The 16,229-nt window shown below is 67.1% G+C and carries 8 protein-coding genes, 1 tRNA gene and 1 pseudogene; 8 read left to right on the plus strand and 2 right to left on the minus strand.

Annotated features, from left to right (window positions below):
* Positions 1-475: 475 nt before the first annotated feature.
* Positions 476-552 (minus strand) — tRNA-Arg (locus OVA31_RS20695).
* Between the two features lie 54 nt (positions 553-606).
* Between OVA31_RS20695 and OVA31_RS20700 the strand changes: the two genes are divergently transcribed.
* The 8 genes and pseudogenes from OVA31_RS20700 to OVA31_RS20735 all read left to right on the plus strand — a co-directional run bounded on the left by OVA31_RS20700 (position 607) and on the right by OVA31_RS20735 (position 14,017).
* Complete coding sequence (locus OVA31_RS20700) at positions 607-2,634, plus strand: cytochrome c oxidase assembly protein (protein ID WP_267628453.1); 2,028 nt, start codon at positions 607-609, stop codon at positions 2,632-2,634.
* Between the two features lie 122 nt (positions 2,635-2,756).
* Positions 2,757-3,182 (plus strand): single-stranded DNA-binding protein, encoded by a 426-nt coding sequence (locus OVA31_RS20705; protein WP_267628454.1) that lies wholly within the window; start codon positions 2,757-2,759, stop codon positions 3,180-3,182.
* 125 nt (positions 3,183-3,307) lie between these two features.
* Positions 3,308-3,574, plus strand: coding sequence for a HigA family addiction module antitoxin (locus tag OVA31_RS20710; protein WP_267628455.1), 267 nt, complete (start codon positions 3,308-3,310; stop codon positions 3,572-3,574).
* Positions 3,575-3,894: 320 nt separating this feature from the next.
* Positions 3,895-5,568 carry an energy-dependent translational throttle protein EttA gene (ettA, locus tag OVA31_RS20715; RefSeq protein ID WP_267628456.1) on the plus strand — a complete coding sequence of 558 codons (1,674 nt, stop codon included), beginning with the start codon at positions 3,895-3,897 and terminating at the stop codon, positions 5,566-5,568.
* 139 nt (positions 5,569-5,707) lie between these two features.
* Positions 5,708-10,522, plus strand: coding sequence for an NAD-glutamate dehydrogenase (locus tag OVA31_RS20720; protein WP_420714094.1), 4,815 nt, complete (start codon positions 5,708-5,710; stop codon positions 10,520-10,522).
* Between the two features lie 43 nt (positions 10,523-10,565).
* Positions 10,566-12,787: pseudogene (locus OVA31_RS20725) on the plus strand (molybdopterin-dependent oxidoreductase).
* A gap of 76 nt (positions 12,788-12,863) precedes the next feature.
* On the plus strand, positions 12,864-13,325 hold the full coding sequence (locus OVA31_RS20730) for an acyl-CoA thioesterase (protein WP_267628458.1): 462 nt from the start codon (positions 12,864-12,866) through the stop codon (positions 13,323-13,325).
* Positions 13,322-14,017 (plus strand): hypothetical protein, encoded by a 696-nt coding sequence (locus tag OVA31_RS20735; protein ID WP_267628459.1) that lies wholly within the window; start codon positions 13,322-13,324, stop codon positions 14,015-14,017. The genes OVA31_RS20730 and OVA31_RS20735 overlap by 4 nt, the downstream gene beginning before the upstream one ends.
* 34 nt (positions 14,018-14,051) lie before the next feature.
* Here the strand turns inward: OVA31_RS20735 and OVA31_RS20740 are convergent, their stop codons facing one another.
* Positions 14,052-16,199 carry an alpha-amylase family glycosyl hydrolase gene (locus OVA31_RS20740; RefSeq protein WP_267628460.1) on the minus strand — a complete coding sequence of 716 codons (2,148 nt, stop codon included), beginning with the start codon at positions 16,197-16,199 and terminating at the stop codon, positions 14,052-14,054.
* Positions 16,200-16,229 lie beyond the last annotated feature (30 nt).

Consider the following 16,229-nt stretch of genomic DNA (forward strand, 5'->3'; position numbering starts at 1 on the left):
TACGGCGCAGCTCTAGGGCTCCCGTACTGGGGGCCACCGTCTATGTCGTGGCCATGGGCAATCGTCTTCTGGACAGTGCTTGTCGTCTGGCTTTTATTCGGTTCGCTCACTTGGCTTTGGGCCAGTCAGTCGCGTCACGCGACGACTGCGGAGCGCGCCAGGTTTATAGCCGAGGGCCTACCAGCCGATTTCAAGTTCAAACCGTCGGCCAGACCCTATTGGATGCCGCCGCGAATCTCAGGGCAGGCAACGTACCGACCTCCGAAACGCGCGGGACATCCGGGCGTTTGACCTAGGACCGCCACACGACACACGAGGGGTCGAACACGTTCCGGCCACGCACACCGCGGAGCAGGCGGACGGCGGCCAGCGCCTCAATTAGGGCCCGATGGGCCATGAGGTCGGCGGATTTGATCGTCCGAATTGCACGGATCTTGCACGGTCGAGGGCGACAGACCTCTGACGTGCACAAACGTGGTGCCCCCGGCAGGACTCGAACCTGCGACCTAGGGATTAGAAGGCCCTTGCTCTATCCACCTGAGCTACGGAGGCAGCGCCGCTCGGGGCGGCAGCGTGGGCGAGTATATCCCGTCCTAGAGTGGTGCCATGACCAGCGCAACGCCGACAGTCCCGGCCGAGCCCGGCCGGGACGCGATGCGCGAGCAGCGAGGCGCGGCGGCGGGTCTGTCGTGGGCGCTCGGTTGGCTGGCCGGGATCGTCGCGATCCTCGTGACAGCGATGTCGGCGGCGACGGCGGTGCAACTCGCCGGTGTGCCCGACCCGGGTTGGCTGACGACCTATGGGCTGCCTGCGGTCACTGCGGTCGGTGAGGTGAGTGCCGCGATCGCTCTGGGGTCGGCCGTCTTCGCCGCGTTCTTCGTGCCCCCGCAATCCGACGGTGTGCTCGACGTCGGTGGCTATCGAGCGATCCGGATCGCGGCGACCGCCGCCCTCACCTGGGCCGTCTGTGCCGTCCTGCTGATCCCGCTGTCGATCTCCAACGTGAGTGGGCAACCACTGTCGGCGTCGCTGAAACCGGGGAACCTGATCAACTCGTACTCGCAGGTCGCCGACGCGCGCACCTGGCTGTGGACGGCGATCTTCGCGGTGGCCGCCGCGGCCCTGGCGCGCGTGATCCTGAAGTGGGGGTGGACGTTCGGCGCGATCGCGCTGATGGTGCTGAGCCTGATGCCTGCGGCGCTCGCCGGCCACTCGTCGACGGGTGGCAACCATGACGTGGCCACCAACAGCCTGATCGTGCACATCGTTGGCGCGACGGTGTGGATGGGTGGGCTGTTCGCAGTGGTCGTCTACGCCCTGGCCGACGGGCGCTGGCGGGTGCTGGCGGTTCGACGGTTCTCCCGGGTCGCGTTCTGGAGCATCCTCGCGGTCGGCGTCAGCGGGGTGATCAACGCACTCGTCCGGATGCCGCTCGCCGATCTCTTCAGCGACACCTATGGGCGGCTGGTGCTGGCCAAGACCTGTGCACTGGTCGTGCTCGGCGCGCTGGGGGCCTGGCATCGGCGGGTGACCATCGCGCGCCTGGAGGACGAGCCCGCGCCGCGGTCGACGTTCGTCCGATTCGGCATCGTCGAGACGCTGGTGTTCGCCATCACCTTCGGACTGGCCGTCGGCCTGTCGCGGACCCCACCGCCGGCAGGCGAGAACGCCGACGTCTCCGCGGTCGAGGCGCAGATCGGATACCGGATCGACGCCCCGCCCTCGCTGTGGCGGATTCTGGTCGACTGGCGGTTCGATCTCCTGTTCGGGACGCTCGCGATCGTCCTGGCCATCGTCTATCTGCGCGGGGTGGTGCGGCTCCGGCGCCGTGGGGACGACTGGCCGGTCGGGCGGACGGTGGCTTGGATTCTCGGCTGCGCGCTGCTGCTGTTCACGACGTCGTCCGGCCTCGGCAGATACTCGCCTGCGATGTTCAGCATGCACATGATCGCGCACATGCTGATGTCGATGATGATCCCGGTCCTGCTGGTCCTGGGCGGGCCGGTCACGCTGGCACTGCGTGCATTGCGGCCGGCCGGAAGGGGTAATCCCCCCGGGCCGCGGGAGTGGATCCAGTCGGCCATCCACAGTGGGCCGTCGCGGTTCCTGACCCACCCCGCGGTCGCGGCGACCCTCTTCGTCGGCAGCTTCTACGTCCTCTATCTGGGCGGTGTGTTCGAGGCGGTGGTGCCGTATCACGCGGCGCACATCCTGATGAACGCGCACTTCCTGCTCAGTGGCTACCTCTTCTACTGGATCGTGATCGGCATCGACCCCGCGCCACGTCAGGTCCGACCGGTCGCGAAACTCGGCATCGTCATGGGTTCGCTGCCGTTCCATGCGTTCTTCGGGGTGGCCCTGATGATGGCCGGTGCGGTCATCGCCGAGGGGTACTACCGCAGCCTGAACCTGCCGTTCGCCTACGACCTGTTCGACGATCAGCGCGCCGGCGGTGGAATCGCCTGGGCGGCAGGCGAGATACCGCTGGTGGTGATCATGCTCGCGCTGCTCGTGCAATGGCGGCGCCAGGACGAGAAGCAGGCTCGCCGTTACGACCGCCGGGCCGCACGGGATCACGACGCGGATCTCGAGAGCTACAACGAAATGCTCAAGGATCTCCACAACCGGACGTGATCGCCGGCGATTCCGCGGACTTGTCCACAGATCACGCTGCGGATCGTTTCGCGGCTGTCGCGTGATCGATGCTGGCTCCAGCCACGACAACGCGTGGCGCGGGAGAACCCGAGGAGTCGAGCATGTACGAGACCTACACCACCATCATCGGCACCGTTGTTTCCGAACCACGGCGCAGGCAGACCACCACCGGGGAGGAGGTGATCTCCTTCCGCGTGGCGTGCAACTCGCGACGGATCGACAAGCGCAGTCAGGAATGGATCGACGGTCCGACCCTGTATCTGACCGTGAGTTGCTGGCGTCGGCTTCTGGCGGGAGTCGGTCTCGCGGTCGCGAAGGGACGCCCAGTCATCGCCCACGGGCAGATCAAGACCAACGAATACGTCACCGCCGATGGGGAGAAGCGCTCCGACCTCGAGATGACCGCCAATGCGGTGGGACTGGACCTGAGCCGGTGTGTGGTCACCTACCAGGGAACACCAGGAGCCGACCGACCGCAGGCGGTCGACCGGGCGGCAGAGGCCGACGTGGCCCCCACGGCGGCGTGATCGTCGGCCGACCTCTCACGACCCGTGGTCGTCGTCCCTGTGAGGCGGGAACGACGGCCACGGGTTCGCGCGTGGATCACCACGCTTTTTGTCAGCGTCTACGCGGCGCGGATACCGTTGGTGCCGTGTCCGCACCCATCCATCCCGGCGAGCTGCTCGCCGACGAGTTCATGACCGACCTCGGACTGTCTCCGCGGCAGTTGGCAGGGCAGTTGGGCGTGCCTCTGGGGCATGTCCGCGAGATCATGGAGGGTCGGCGCGTCATCACATTGGGAATGTCGGAGAGGCTCGGAAAGCTGTTCAACCAGAGCGAGACGTTCTGGTTCGCCTTGCAGGCCGATCACGACAACGCGGTTGCCGCCCAGGGTGCTGGAGGCGTCGGAACCCGTTGAGGGTGAAACACTTCCCAGCCGTCTGACCCGCCAAGCGCTCGCGGCACCCCTCGCTGTCCGGTCCGCCCAATGCGGTGGCGTCAGTGGGCTGGATCGCCGGACGTCTGATGCGAGGGGTGCGTCGAACGCGAGGGTGCGTCGACGGTTGGTCGCGGACGGGCCGCGGGCGGGGACAGCCTGCCCCGACGTGGTGCCACTAGACTGAACAACCGTTGTGTCATGGGTTGGACCTTCCGCCTGATTTCTTTCTCCCTGCGAGGGAGTTCTGCGGGAGACACCACAGTCCAGAGACCCGAAAACGCCGCTAGAGAGGTTGAAGCGTGAGCGAGTTCATCTACACGATGAAGAAGGTGCGCAAGGCGCACGGCGACAAGGTCATCCTCGACGATGTCACCATGTCGTTCTATCCCGGCGCCAAGATCGGCGTCGTCGGACCCAACGGCGCCGGCAAGTCGTCGATTCTGAAGATCATGGCCGGGCTCGACCAGCCGTCGAACGGCGAGGCCTTCCTCGACCCCGACGCCACCGTCGGCATCCTGATGCAGGAGCCTCCCCTCAACGAGGAGAAGACGGTCAAGGAGAACGTCGAGGAGGGGATGGGCGAGATCAAGGTGAAGCTCGACCGCTTCAACGAGATCGCCGAGCAGCTCGCCACCGACTACTCCGACGAGTTGATGGAGGAGATGGGCAAGCTCCAGGAAGACCTGGACAACAACGACGCGTGGGACCTGGACTCGCAGCTCGAGCAGGCGATGGACGCTCTGCGGTGCCCGCCGGCCGACTCGCCGGTCACCCATCTCTCCGGCGGTGAGCGCCGTCGTGTCGCCCTGTGCAAGCTCCTGCTGCAGAAGCCCGATCTGCTGCTCCTCGACGAGCCGACCAACCACCTCGACGCCGAGAGTGTGCTGTGGCTCGAGCAGTTCCTGGCCGGGTACCCCGGCGCCGTCCTCGCCGTCACCCACGACAGGTACTTCCTGGATCACGTCGCGGGCTGGATCTGTGAGGTCGACCGCGGCAAGCTGCACCCCTACGAGGGCAACTACTCCACCTACCTGGAGAAGAAGGCCGAGCGTCTCGAGGTCCAGGGCAAGAAGGACCAGAAGTTGCAGCGCCGCCTCAAGGAGGAGCTGGCCTGGGTCCGCTCGGGAGCCAAGGCGCGTCAGACCAAGAACAAGGCCCGTCTCGCGCGCTATGAGGAGATGGCGACCGAGGCCGAGAAGACCCGCAAGCTCGATTTCGAGGAGATCCAGATCCCGACCCCACCACGTCTGGGCGACGTGGTGGTGGAGGTCAACAACCTCGACAAGGGTTTCGACGGGCGGGTGCTGATCAAGGACCTGTCCTTCACCCTGCCGCGCAACGGCATCGTCGGTGTGATCGGCCCCAACGGCGTCGGCAAGACCACCCTGTTCAAGACGATCGTCGGCCTCGAGGAGCCCGATTCGGGCTCGGTCAAGGTGGGCGAGACGGTCAAGCTGAGCTATGTGGATCAGAACCGCGCGAACATCGATCCCAAGAAGAACGTCTGGGAGGTCGTGTCCGGCGGGATGGACTTCATCGAGGTCGGCCAGAACGAGATGCCGTCACGCGCGTACGTGAGTGCATTCGGCTTCAAGGGCCCCGACCAGCAGAAGCGTGCCGAGGTCTTGTCCGGTGGTGAGCGCAACCGCCTGAACCTGGCGCTGACCCTCAAAGAGGGCGGAAACCTGATCCTGCTGGACGAGCCGACCAACGATCTCGACGTCGAGACCCTCGGTTCCCTGGAGAATGCTCTCGAGAAGTTCCCCGGTTGTGCCGTGGTGATCTCGCACGACCGGTGGTTCCTCGACCGCACCTGTACCCACATCCTGGCGTGGGAGGGCAACGTCGCCGAAGGTCAGTGGTTTTGGTTCGAGGGCAACTTCGAGGCCTACGAGGCCAACAAGGTGGAACGTCTCGGTGCCGACGCCGCGCGGCCGCATCGGGTCACGCACCGCAAGCTCACCCGCGACTAATTCGTGCATCGGCGGCCGGACACGCGCCGGATCGGCTGACCGCGACCACCTCGGTCATTACCATCGCAGAGGAGAGGGCACACTCCGGAGATTCCGGGTCCCTGCCCCTCCCGCGATGGGGTGAGTGCCGTTGCCGAACGTGACATCGCTTCTGCCGCAAGCGATTGCGCGATATTTCAGCTCCTCCTCGTCGGCGCGTCCGGCAGAGTCGCCGGATCTGGATCGATTCGCATCCGAGGAGGTCGACCGGGTACGTCGTCACCTCGACGTGGCTCATCGGCGCGATCCCGGCGAACGTCTGGTCGACATCGCCGCGAGTCGGTCCGGCGGCGTCGAGGTGGTGGTCGTCAACGACGACATGCCCCTACTGGTCGAGGCGGTGCTGGCGACCGTCGAGGCCCACGAGCTGGTGGTGACCCGCATCGACCATCCGGTGCTGCCGGTGATCCGCCACGGCGACGGGACGCTGTCGGCTTTCGGCGACGACGAGCCGACCTCCGTCGAATCATGGATCTTCGTCGTCGCCCTGTCGCAGCAACCCGACTTCGATCTGGCAGCCCTGCGGTCCGACGTCCTCGAGGTCATCGGCCGGGTCGCCGACGTCGACCGGGACGTCGATCGGATGCGGACCGGACTCACCGAGTTGGCCGTCGAATGCGCGGCTGTCCAGGAGTCCGGTGCTACCGGCCTGCCCGCGGGCGAGCGTCAGGAGTACGCGCGCCTGCTGGAGTGGTTCGTCGGCAACCACTTCCTGCCGCTCGGATATGCGCGCGCCCCCGCCGACGGCGCGCCACTCACCGACCGTCTCGGTGTGTGGCGCACGGACACGGTCGTGTCGGCGTTCCCGGTCGCCGCCGAGGCGCCGTTGCCGCGGGTGTCGCGCATCTACCTCGAGACCGGAATCCAGCGTTCCGACTTTCCCACCCTGCTGCAGATACCCGCGTTCACCTCCGACGGCGAGCACGCAGGCGAGCATCGGTTCGTCGGCACCTTCACCTCGTCCGGCCTGCATCAGACGGTGCTCGACATCCCGGTGCTGCGCGCCAAGGTTCGTGGCGTTCTCGACCGGGCCGGTGTCGACGCGGACTCGTTCGCCGGGCAGGCGATGCTCGAACTGCTGCAGAACTACCCGCTCGTCGAGATGTTCGCCGCCACCGATGCCGAACTCGGCCGCCAGGTCGACGAGATGCTGGACGCGGTCGCGACCCGGTCGCTGCGACTGTTCGTACGCATGAACCCCGACGGGCGGATGGCGGCGGCCCTGGTCTACCTGCCGCGTGACCGCTACAACACCCAGTCGCGCCTCACGCTGCAGGCCGAACTCCTCGACGCACTCGGTGGGACCGCGATCGAGTACACCGCACGAGTGAGTGAGATGCCGCTGGCGCTGCTCCAGGTGCTGGTACGTGTCGACAGCGACCGCGCGCGGCTGCTCGGTTCACTAGACACCGGCGGCCGCAGGCATCAGGCGATGCAAGCGAAACTCGCCGGATCGATACGCAGCTGGGACGAACGTGTCCGCGCTCTCGGTCGCGCCACCGAGGCCGGACACCCGCCGTCGGACTGGCCGGCCGGTGGCGTCGACACCTTGCTCCGCGCCCTGCCGTCACTTCCGGAGGACTACAAGGAGCAACGGAACCCACGGGCGGCCCTCGCCGATCTGATCCACGTGACCCAGTTGGAGCCGGGCGGCGTCACTGTCACACTGAGTCGATTCGTCCAGGGGGAACCGGACGAACGGGAGGTCGGTGAGGCGATCGCCGACGACGTCGACAACCGACAACTCGCCGACGACCGGTGGATCTTCACGCTGTACCTGTGCGGGGCGGCCGCGACCCTCACCGATGTGCTGCCGGTGCTCCACAGTCTCGGTCTCGACGTCCTCGACGAGCATCCCTATCACCTCATTCGCCCGGACGGAACATCGTGCTGGGCTTATGAATTCGGTGTGACCCTGACGACGGGAATGTCGGTGGACGCCGAGGCCCTCGACGATCTCGAGCATCGGTTCACCGATGCGTTCCGTCAGATCTGGCGCCAGAACGCGGAAGTGGACGCGTTCAACGAATTGGTGATCCGATGCGGGTTGGACTGGCGGTCGGCGGCGATGCTCCGTGCCTACGCCCGGTATCTGCGTCAGTGTGGATTCTCCTATACGACAACACATGTCGCGGCGGTTCTCGGTGAGCACAGGTCGGTCACCCGTGGGTTGGTCGACCTGTTCGCCGCGTCGTTCGACCCGGCAGGTGCCGACGAGGACCGGCGTGACGATGTCCTCACACGCCTGCGGCGCGACGTCGAGACAGTGATCAGCCTGGACGCCGACCGCATCCTGTCGGCGTTCGTCGCGGTGGTCACCGCGACCTCGCGCACCAATTACTACGTGACCGGCGATGCCGGTCGTCGACCGGTCATCTCGTTCAAGCTCCGTCCCCGCGACATCCCGCAGGCGCCGGAGCCCCGGCCACTGCACGAGATCTTCGTGTACTCACCGCGCATCGAAGGCGTGCACCTGCGCTTCGGAATGGTCGCCCGCGGTGGTCTGCGATGGTCTGATCGGCGCGAGGATTTCCGCACCGAGATCCTCGGACTGGTGAAGGCGCAGGCCGTGAAGAACGCGGTGATCGTCCCCGTCGGGGCCAAGGGCGGGTTCGTCGTGAAGCGCCCGCCTGCGTCGACGGGTGATCCGGTCGCGGACCGTGACATCCAACGCTCCGAGGGTGTCGAGTGCTATCGGGCCTTCATCTCCGGCCTGCTCGACGTCACCGACAACATCGACCATCAGAGCGGAACGGTGATCCCGGCTCGGTCTGTGGTGCGTCGGGACGGCGACGATCCGTATCTCGTCGTCGCCGCGGACAAGGGCACCGCGTCGTTCTCCGACATCGCCAATAACGTTGCCACGCAGTACGGTTTCTGGCTCGGTGACGGCTTCGCCTCGGGTGGGTCGGCCGGTTACGACCACAAGGCGATGGGGATCACCGCCCGGGGTGCGTGGGAGTCGGTGAAGCGCCACTTCCGCGAGTTGGGCCGCGACACCCAATCCGAGGACTTCACGGTGGTCGGGATCGGCGACATGAGCGGTGACGTCTTCGGCAACGGGATGCTGTTGTCCGAGCACATCAGGCTGGTCGCAGCTTTCGACCACCGACATGTCTTCGTCGATCCGGAACCCGGTGCGACCGCCGCACGGCGAGAGCGTGAACGGTTGTTCGCGCTTGCCCGCTCGTCGTGGGCCGATTACGACACAACGCTGATCAGTCCCGGCGGCGGGGTGTGGTCGCGGGAGCAGAAGTCGATCCCGGTCAGCGGCGAGATGCGCGCTGCGCTCGGCCTCGGCGACGGGATAACCGCGTTGTCGCCACCGGAACTGATCCGGGCAATTCTGCTGGCGCCTGTCGATCTGCTGTGGAACGGCGGCATCGGCACCTATGTCAAGGCGTCCACCGAGTCCGACGCCGAGGTCGGCGACAAGGCGAACGACGCGATCCGCGTGGACGGCTCGGAGTTGCGCGCCAAGGTCCTCGGGGAGGGTGGGAACCTCGGCGCCACCGAGCGCGGCCGGATCGAATTCGACCTTGCGGGTGGGCGCGTCAACACCGACGCGATGGACAACTCGGCGGGCGTCGACTGTTCCGACCACGAGGTGAACATCAAGATCCTGCTCGATTCCGCGGTGTCGTCGGGTGACCTGGACGTCGCGGACCGCAACCCGCTGCTGGAGTCGATGACCGGTGAGGTCGCCGATCTGGTGTTGGCCGACAACATCTCGCAGAACTCCGAACTCGGCTTCAGCCGAACCTTCTCCACCGTCCGGGTGGACGTCCACATGCGGCAGCTGACCGATCTCTCGCGCAATCGCGGTGTGGACCTCCGGCTGGAGGCGCTACCGCAACCGGCCGAACTCCGGAAGCGATTCGGCGGCGAGCTGCATCGCGGCCTCACCTCTCCCGAACTCGCCACCCTGATGGCCCATGTGAAACTGGCGGCGAAGTCGGATCTCCTCGCGACCGATCTGCCCGACAACGAGGTGTTCGACGCGCGGTTGTCCGGCTATTTCCCGATGCCCCTGCGGGATCGGTTCGCCGACGGCATCCGCTCGCACCGCCTGCGGCGGGAGATCGTGACCACCACGCTGGTCAACGACGTGGTCGACAAGGCGGGGATGACACACCTGTTCCGTCTGGGGGAGGGCACCGGCTCCTCGACAGAGGAGGGCGTTCGCGCATATGTGGTGGCGGGCGCGGTCTTCGGGATGGACGGTCTGATCGAACGGATCACCCATGCGCCCGCGCCTGCTGCGGCGATCGACGAGATGTCCATGTACGCCAGGCGTCTGCTGTTCCGGGCATCTCGGTGGTTGCTGGCATTCCGGCCACAGCCGCTGGCGATGGCCGCGGAGATCACCCGGTACGGGGAGCGGGTCGCGGAGCTGTCGGCCCTGCTCGACAGCTGGTTCGGGGCGAGTTCGGCATTCGATGTCGACGCGCGCGTGGACCGCTACCAGGCGGCAGGCGTGCCCCAGGATCTCGCGCACGACGTGGCGGTGAGCCTGCACCGGTTCTGCCTCCTCGACATCATCGATGCCTCGGAGATCGCGGACCGTGAGCCCGTCGAGGTCGGCGAACTCTATTTCGCGGTGATGGAACACTTCGGACTCGAGGAGTTGCTGACCGCGGTATCCGACCTCGCCTACGGCGATCGATGGCATGCGCTGGCGCGCTTGGCACTTCGCGATGACATGCACGGCGCACTCCGGGCTCTGACACTGAAGATCCTCGAGGTGGGCGAGCCCGACGAGTCGGCGGCGGAGAAGATCGACGAATGGGAGTTCTCGCACACCTCCCGGTTGTCCCGGGTCCGCACAATGCTCGCCGACATCACCGAGTCGGACACCCTGGACCTGGCCGTGCTCTCCGTGGCGGCCCGTCAACTGCGCAGCGTGATCCGTTGAGCGATACCGTCCGGACGCAGGTCGCCCCGGTCTAGGGTTGGTCATGGCCCGAAATGCGTTGCGCATCTGTCCGCTGTGTGAGGCGACCTGCGGACTGACCCTCACCGTCGACGACTCGCAGCGACGGGTCCTGACCGCACGGGGCGATCATGACGACGTCTTCAGTCATGGCTACATCTGCCCCAAAGGGGCGAGTCTGCCCGACCTCGACGACGATCCGGATCGTCTCGGGCAACCTCTGGTGCGCCGTGGCGGTGAGCTCGTCACCACCGGCTGGGATGAGGCGTTCGACGTGGTCGCCGACCGCCTCGGAGCGGTCATCGGCGATCACGGCGGGTCGTCGGTCGGCCTGTACCTCGGTAATCCGAATGCGCACACCGTCGCCGGGGCGCTCTACACGCCGCTGCTGGCCAGGGCGCTCGGTACCCAACAGGTGTTCAGCGCGAGCACACTCGACCAGATGCCCAAACAGGTGGCCCTGGGGTATCTGTTCGGGAACCCGTTCGCGTTCCCGGTGCCAGACCTGGATCGGACCGACCACCTGGTCGTCATCGGCGCGAACCCGGTGGTGTCCAACGGAAGCGTCACCACCGCCGCCGACTTCCCGGGAAAACTCGCCGCATTGCGTCGTCGCGGCGGGCGGTTGACGGTGATCGATCCGGCTCGAACCCGCACCGCGAAACTCGCCGACACACACATCGCGCCCCGCCCGGGGACCGACGCCGCCCTGCTGTTCGCGATGGTGCACACGTTGTTCGACGAGAACCTGGTGGCACCCGACCTCGGTGGGATCGCGCGTCATGTGACCGGGGTCGACGGGCCGCGGACGAGTTCGCCCCCGAACGCGTCGCCGGATACTGTGACGTCCCCGCCGCGGATCTTCGCGAGCTGACCCGCGCGGTGGCAACCGCGTCGTCGGCGGCGGTGTACGGCCGGATGGGAACCACCACAGTCGAATTCGGGACCGTCGGCAGCTGGCTCATCGATGCGATCAACATCCTCACCGGCAATCTCGACGTACCCGGCGGCGTGATGTTCCCGACCGCCCCCACTGCACCGGCGCCACGTCCGCCACGCCCGGGCCGCACGTTCCGGACGGGACGCTGGCGGAGCCGGGTGTCCGGACACCCCGAGGTGGCGGGCGAACTACCGGCCGTGGCTCTCGCCGAGGAACTCGACACCCCAGGGGCCGGACAACTCGAAGCCCTGATCACGGTCGCCGGGAACCCGGTCCTGTCCGCGCCGAACGGGGAGCGTCTGGCGCGTGCCCTCGAGGGCGTCGACTTCATGCTGAGCATCGACCCGTACCTCAACGAGACCACCCGTCACGCCGACGTCATCCTGCCTCCGCCACCGCCGTCGCAGAGCCCTCACTTCGACTTCGTGCTCAACAATCTCGCCGTCCGGGCGACGGCCCGCTACTCGCCCCCGGTGTTCGAGTTGCCCGCCGGGCGGCCCGACGAGGCCGAGATCGTCTCCCGGATCGCGCTGGCAGTCAGTGGCGTCGGGGTGCACGCCGACCCGGGCCTGGTGGACGACCAGGCGATCACCGCAACGCTCTCGAAGGAGGTGTCGGATCAGCACTCGCCGGTGGCCGGCCGTCGGGTCGAGGAACTCGCCGACATGTTGCGCGACGGTCCGGGATACGAACGACGACTCGACATGATGCTGCGACTCGGCGCCTACGGGGACGCGTTCGGCTCCAGGGCCGACGGATTGACCCTCGACTCCCTCAGGGATGCCCCGCACGGCATCGACCTCGGTCCCATGAGGCCGCGGCTGCCCGGGGTACTGCGGACCGAGTCGGGGAAGATCGAACTCGCCGCCGAGGATCTGATCGGCGACGTCGCACGGCTGCGTGCCGCGATCGATCGCGGGCCCGACGATCTCGTGCTCATCGGCCGACGCAATCTGCGCTCCAACAACAGCTGGATGCACAACCTGCCGGCACTGTCGGGAGGGACAAACCGCTGCACCCTGCACGTCCATCCGGACGACGCGGACCGTCTCGGGCTCGCCGACGTCGCGGTCATCCGCGGTCCCGGCGGCGAGCTCTGCGTCCCCGTCGAGATCACGACCGACATCCGTCCCGGTGTCGCGTCGTTGCCGCACGGATGGGGGCACGACATCGAGGGCACCAGACTCACCGTCGCAGCCTCGACGCCTGGCGTGAACGTGAACCGGCTCAACGACGGGACGGTGCTCGATCCGCTGTCGGGCACCGTGGTGCTCAACGGCCTGCCGGTTCAGATCATGCCGGGCTGATCCGGCGACCGCGCTTGCGTAGGGTTGGACCCGCGGCGACGAGTCGCGGGTCGACGACGTCTGGGAAGGGAAGCGCGTGCTCTACGAGGACGAAGGAACGAGGACCGACGCCGGATATCTGGTCAAGGTGCCCGTCCGCTGGTCTGACATGGATGTCTTCGCCCACATCAACCATGCCCGGATGGTGACCCTCCTCGAGGAGGCACGGATTCCGTGGCTCTTCTACGACGGACGGCCCACCGCCTCGCTGCGAGAAGGGTGCGTGGTGGCCGACCTGCACGTGAAGTACCGGGAGCAGGTGCGCCACGACGAGGGGCCGATCGAGGTGACCATGTTCGTCGAGCAGCTGCGCGCGGTGGACTTCACGGTCGGCTATGAGGTCCGGCCGAAGGGGGCCGACCCGGCGAGCAAGCCGGCGGTCACCGCCACCACCCAGCTCGTCGCGTTCGACGTCGATGCGCAGCGTCTGCGACGACTCACAGCAGAGGAGAAGGGGTTCCTCGCGTCCTTCCGCCGTGCGGACCCGGAGGTCCGGTGACCGCGCCCGAACGCCACATCACGGTGACCGGGCCGGGTGACCGGGCCGATGCCGTCACATTCCTGGGACGCGCGGTCCGCCTCGACGACACGGCCGCCGTGCGGGTGGCCGCCCGCCCCGACGGTTTACTCGGATTCTGGGTCAACACCGGATTCGATGTCCTCGCAAGCAGATCCGTGTTCGGGACGATGCGACCCGACGACATCGTCGCGGACGCCGGGATGCTGCGCGCGGCACTGTCGGCGGCGGAGTCGGGGAGCGCGGTCGACCCCGGTTTCGGTCTGGACAGTGCCTGGCGCGGCGCGCTGCCCGCGAACTCCGGTTTCACCCAGCTCGATGACGTCCCGGCGCGTACCGTCGTCGAGTTGTCCCGTGGCGGTGCGCATCTCGCGCGGACCGAGGGCAGCGCCCATGGTCCGGCGACCGGACTGCTCGACCAGGATGTGCTCGACGTGACGTCGCGCGACGGTGAACGGCGGGCCTCGGTCTCGATGAGATCGCTCTTCGCCGTCACCGCGATGGGGTTCATCCGGGACGCCGACGGCCACGAGATCACCGAAACGTCACCGCTCGACCGTATCGCCGCCGACGAACCGGTTCGGATCCGTGTGTCGGGGGCCTGGATTCGGATAGATGCACGCTACGGATCGGTCTTCCAGCGCCGGGAGAAGATCGCGATGATGACCGTGTGAGGACGCCCGTCCCACGGTGTTCCCCGGAAGGCGCTCAGACCAGCCAGGCAGCCGAGTTTGGCGCGAGCTGACCGTCGATGAGTGGATAACTGGTCAGCAGGATCTCGCCGGGCGGGAGCGGGACCGGGACGTCGCCGGTGTTGAGGGCGCAGGTCAGGTGCCCGACCGACCGGCGGAAGGCCAGGCAGCCGTCCGGCGCGCCGTACCACTCCACCGTGTCACCCTCGAATTCCGGTCGTTCATACCGCATCTCGATCGCCTGCCGATACAGCGAGAGCGTCGAACCGATGTCCTCGAGCTGTGCCTCGACGGTGAACCGCGTCCATGATGCGGGCATCGGCAGCCACGTGTCCGGATTGCTGCTGAACCCGAACGGCGGCTCGACACCCTCCCAGGGCAGCGGAACCCGGCACGCGTCGCGGCCACGCTCGGTGTGCCCGGAGCGCTCCCACACCGGGTCCTGGAGGGCGCCGTCGGGCAGGTCGGCGTTCGGCAGTCCGAGTTCGGCGCCGTTGTAGATGAACACCGTTCCCGGCAGTGCGAGTTCGACGAGCAGCATGGCGCGCGCCCTCAGGATGCCCAGATCGATGTCGGTGTCGGATGACTCGACATCGACATCGGCGGGGTCGGCACCGGCGGGCGTGGCCGCGATACGTCCGTAGCGGCTGACCTCACGGTCCACGTCGTGGTTGGACAGGGTCCAGGTGGGCACCCCGGACACCGACAGCACTGCCTCCAGCGAGTTCTCGATCGCGTCCCGGATCGATTCCGTGTCGAACGTCGCCTTGGCGAGGCGGAAGTTGAAACCGAGGTGCAACTCGTCGGGCCTCAGGTATTCGGCGAATCGTTCGTTGTCGTCGACCCAGATCTCACCGACGTTGGCCGCGCCCGGATACTCGTCGAGCACCTTGCGGATCTTGCGATGGATGTCGTGCACCGCATAGTTGTTGAACCGCGGATCGTCGTCGTCGTTCTGCAGCAGACCCGCCGACTCGAGATCCATGTCGGGTAGGTCGGCAGGCTTCGCCATGCCGTGCGCGACGTCGATGCGGAAACCGTCCACCCCGCGGTCGAGCCAGAAACGCAGGGTCTTCTCCAGATCGTCGAAGACCTCGGGGTTCTCCCAGTTCAGATCCGGTTGTTCGGCAGCGAAGATGTGCAGATACCACTGCCCCGGTGTGCCATCGGGATCCGGGACCCGCGTCCAGGCCGGACCACCGAAGATGCTCTGCCAGTTGTTCGGCGGCTCGTCGCCGTCATCGCCTCGTCCGTCGCGGAAGATGTACCGCGCCCGCTCGCTGCTGCCGGGTTCGGCCGCCAGCGCCTCGACGAACCATGGGTGCTGATCGCTGGTGTGGTTGGGGACGAGGTCCATCGTGACGCGGATCGACCGCTCATGGGCCTCGGCGATCAGCTCGTCGAACCGCGCGAGATCGCCGAAGATCGGATCGATGTCGCGTGGATCGGAGACGTCGTAGCCGTGATCGGCCATGGGGGAGCGCATGATCGGACTCAGCCACAGCGCGTCCACCCCGAGGAGTTCGAGGTAGCCGAGCTTGTCGATCACACCGGCGAGGTCGCCGACGCCATCGCCGTCCAGATCGGAGAACGAGCGCGGATAGATCTGGTAGAAGATCGCGGCCTTCCACCAGGTGTCGTCATCGGGATCGAGTTGCGTCGCAGCGCTTGCGGGGACCACGGCATCGTCGGCATCGACAGTCTGGTCGTCGGCGGCGATGTCGTCGGTCGGGTCGTCGTTGTCCTCGGTCGCCTCGATGTCGGTGGCAACTGCGTCGTCGGTGTCGTCGTCCGCGTGGTCGACCTCAACGGCCTCAACGGTTTCGGCGGTCTGCTCGTCGTCGCCTGCGGCCTCGATCTCCGAGTCGTCGATGGCTTCGTCGGCGCTCCCAGCGACGTCCGCGTCCGGAGTTCCGGTCTCGTCGGTCTCGCCGGCACCCTCGGTCTCGGTGGGACCGGGATCTGTACGCGCAGAGTCGACCGTGTCGTCCGCCGGTTCCTTGCCCACGCCCTCAGCAGCGTCTTCGTCTGTGCTGTCCGTGGCCGCGGCCTCCTCGGAGGTCACGTCGTTCCCGTCGGCATCGGTGACCACCGCGTCGGGCGCGGCATCGGGATCCGGTTCGGCGGGGACAGCGTTCGATGTCTCGTCGCTCACCGTCGTCATTGTGCCCTACCTGTGTTTTCGGTGAGAACT

Origin of the sequence: Gordonia sp. SL306 (assembly GCF_026625785.1) — a bacterium.
Classification (GTDB): domain Bacteria; phylum Actinomycetota; class Actinomycetes; order Mycobacteriales; family Mycobacteriaceae; genus Gordonia.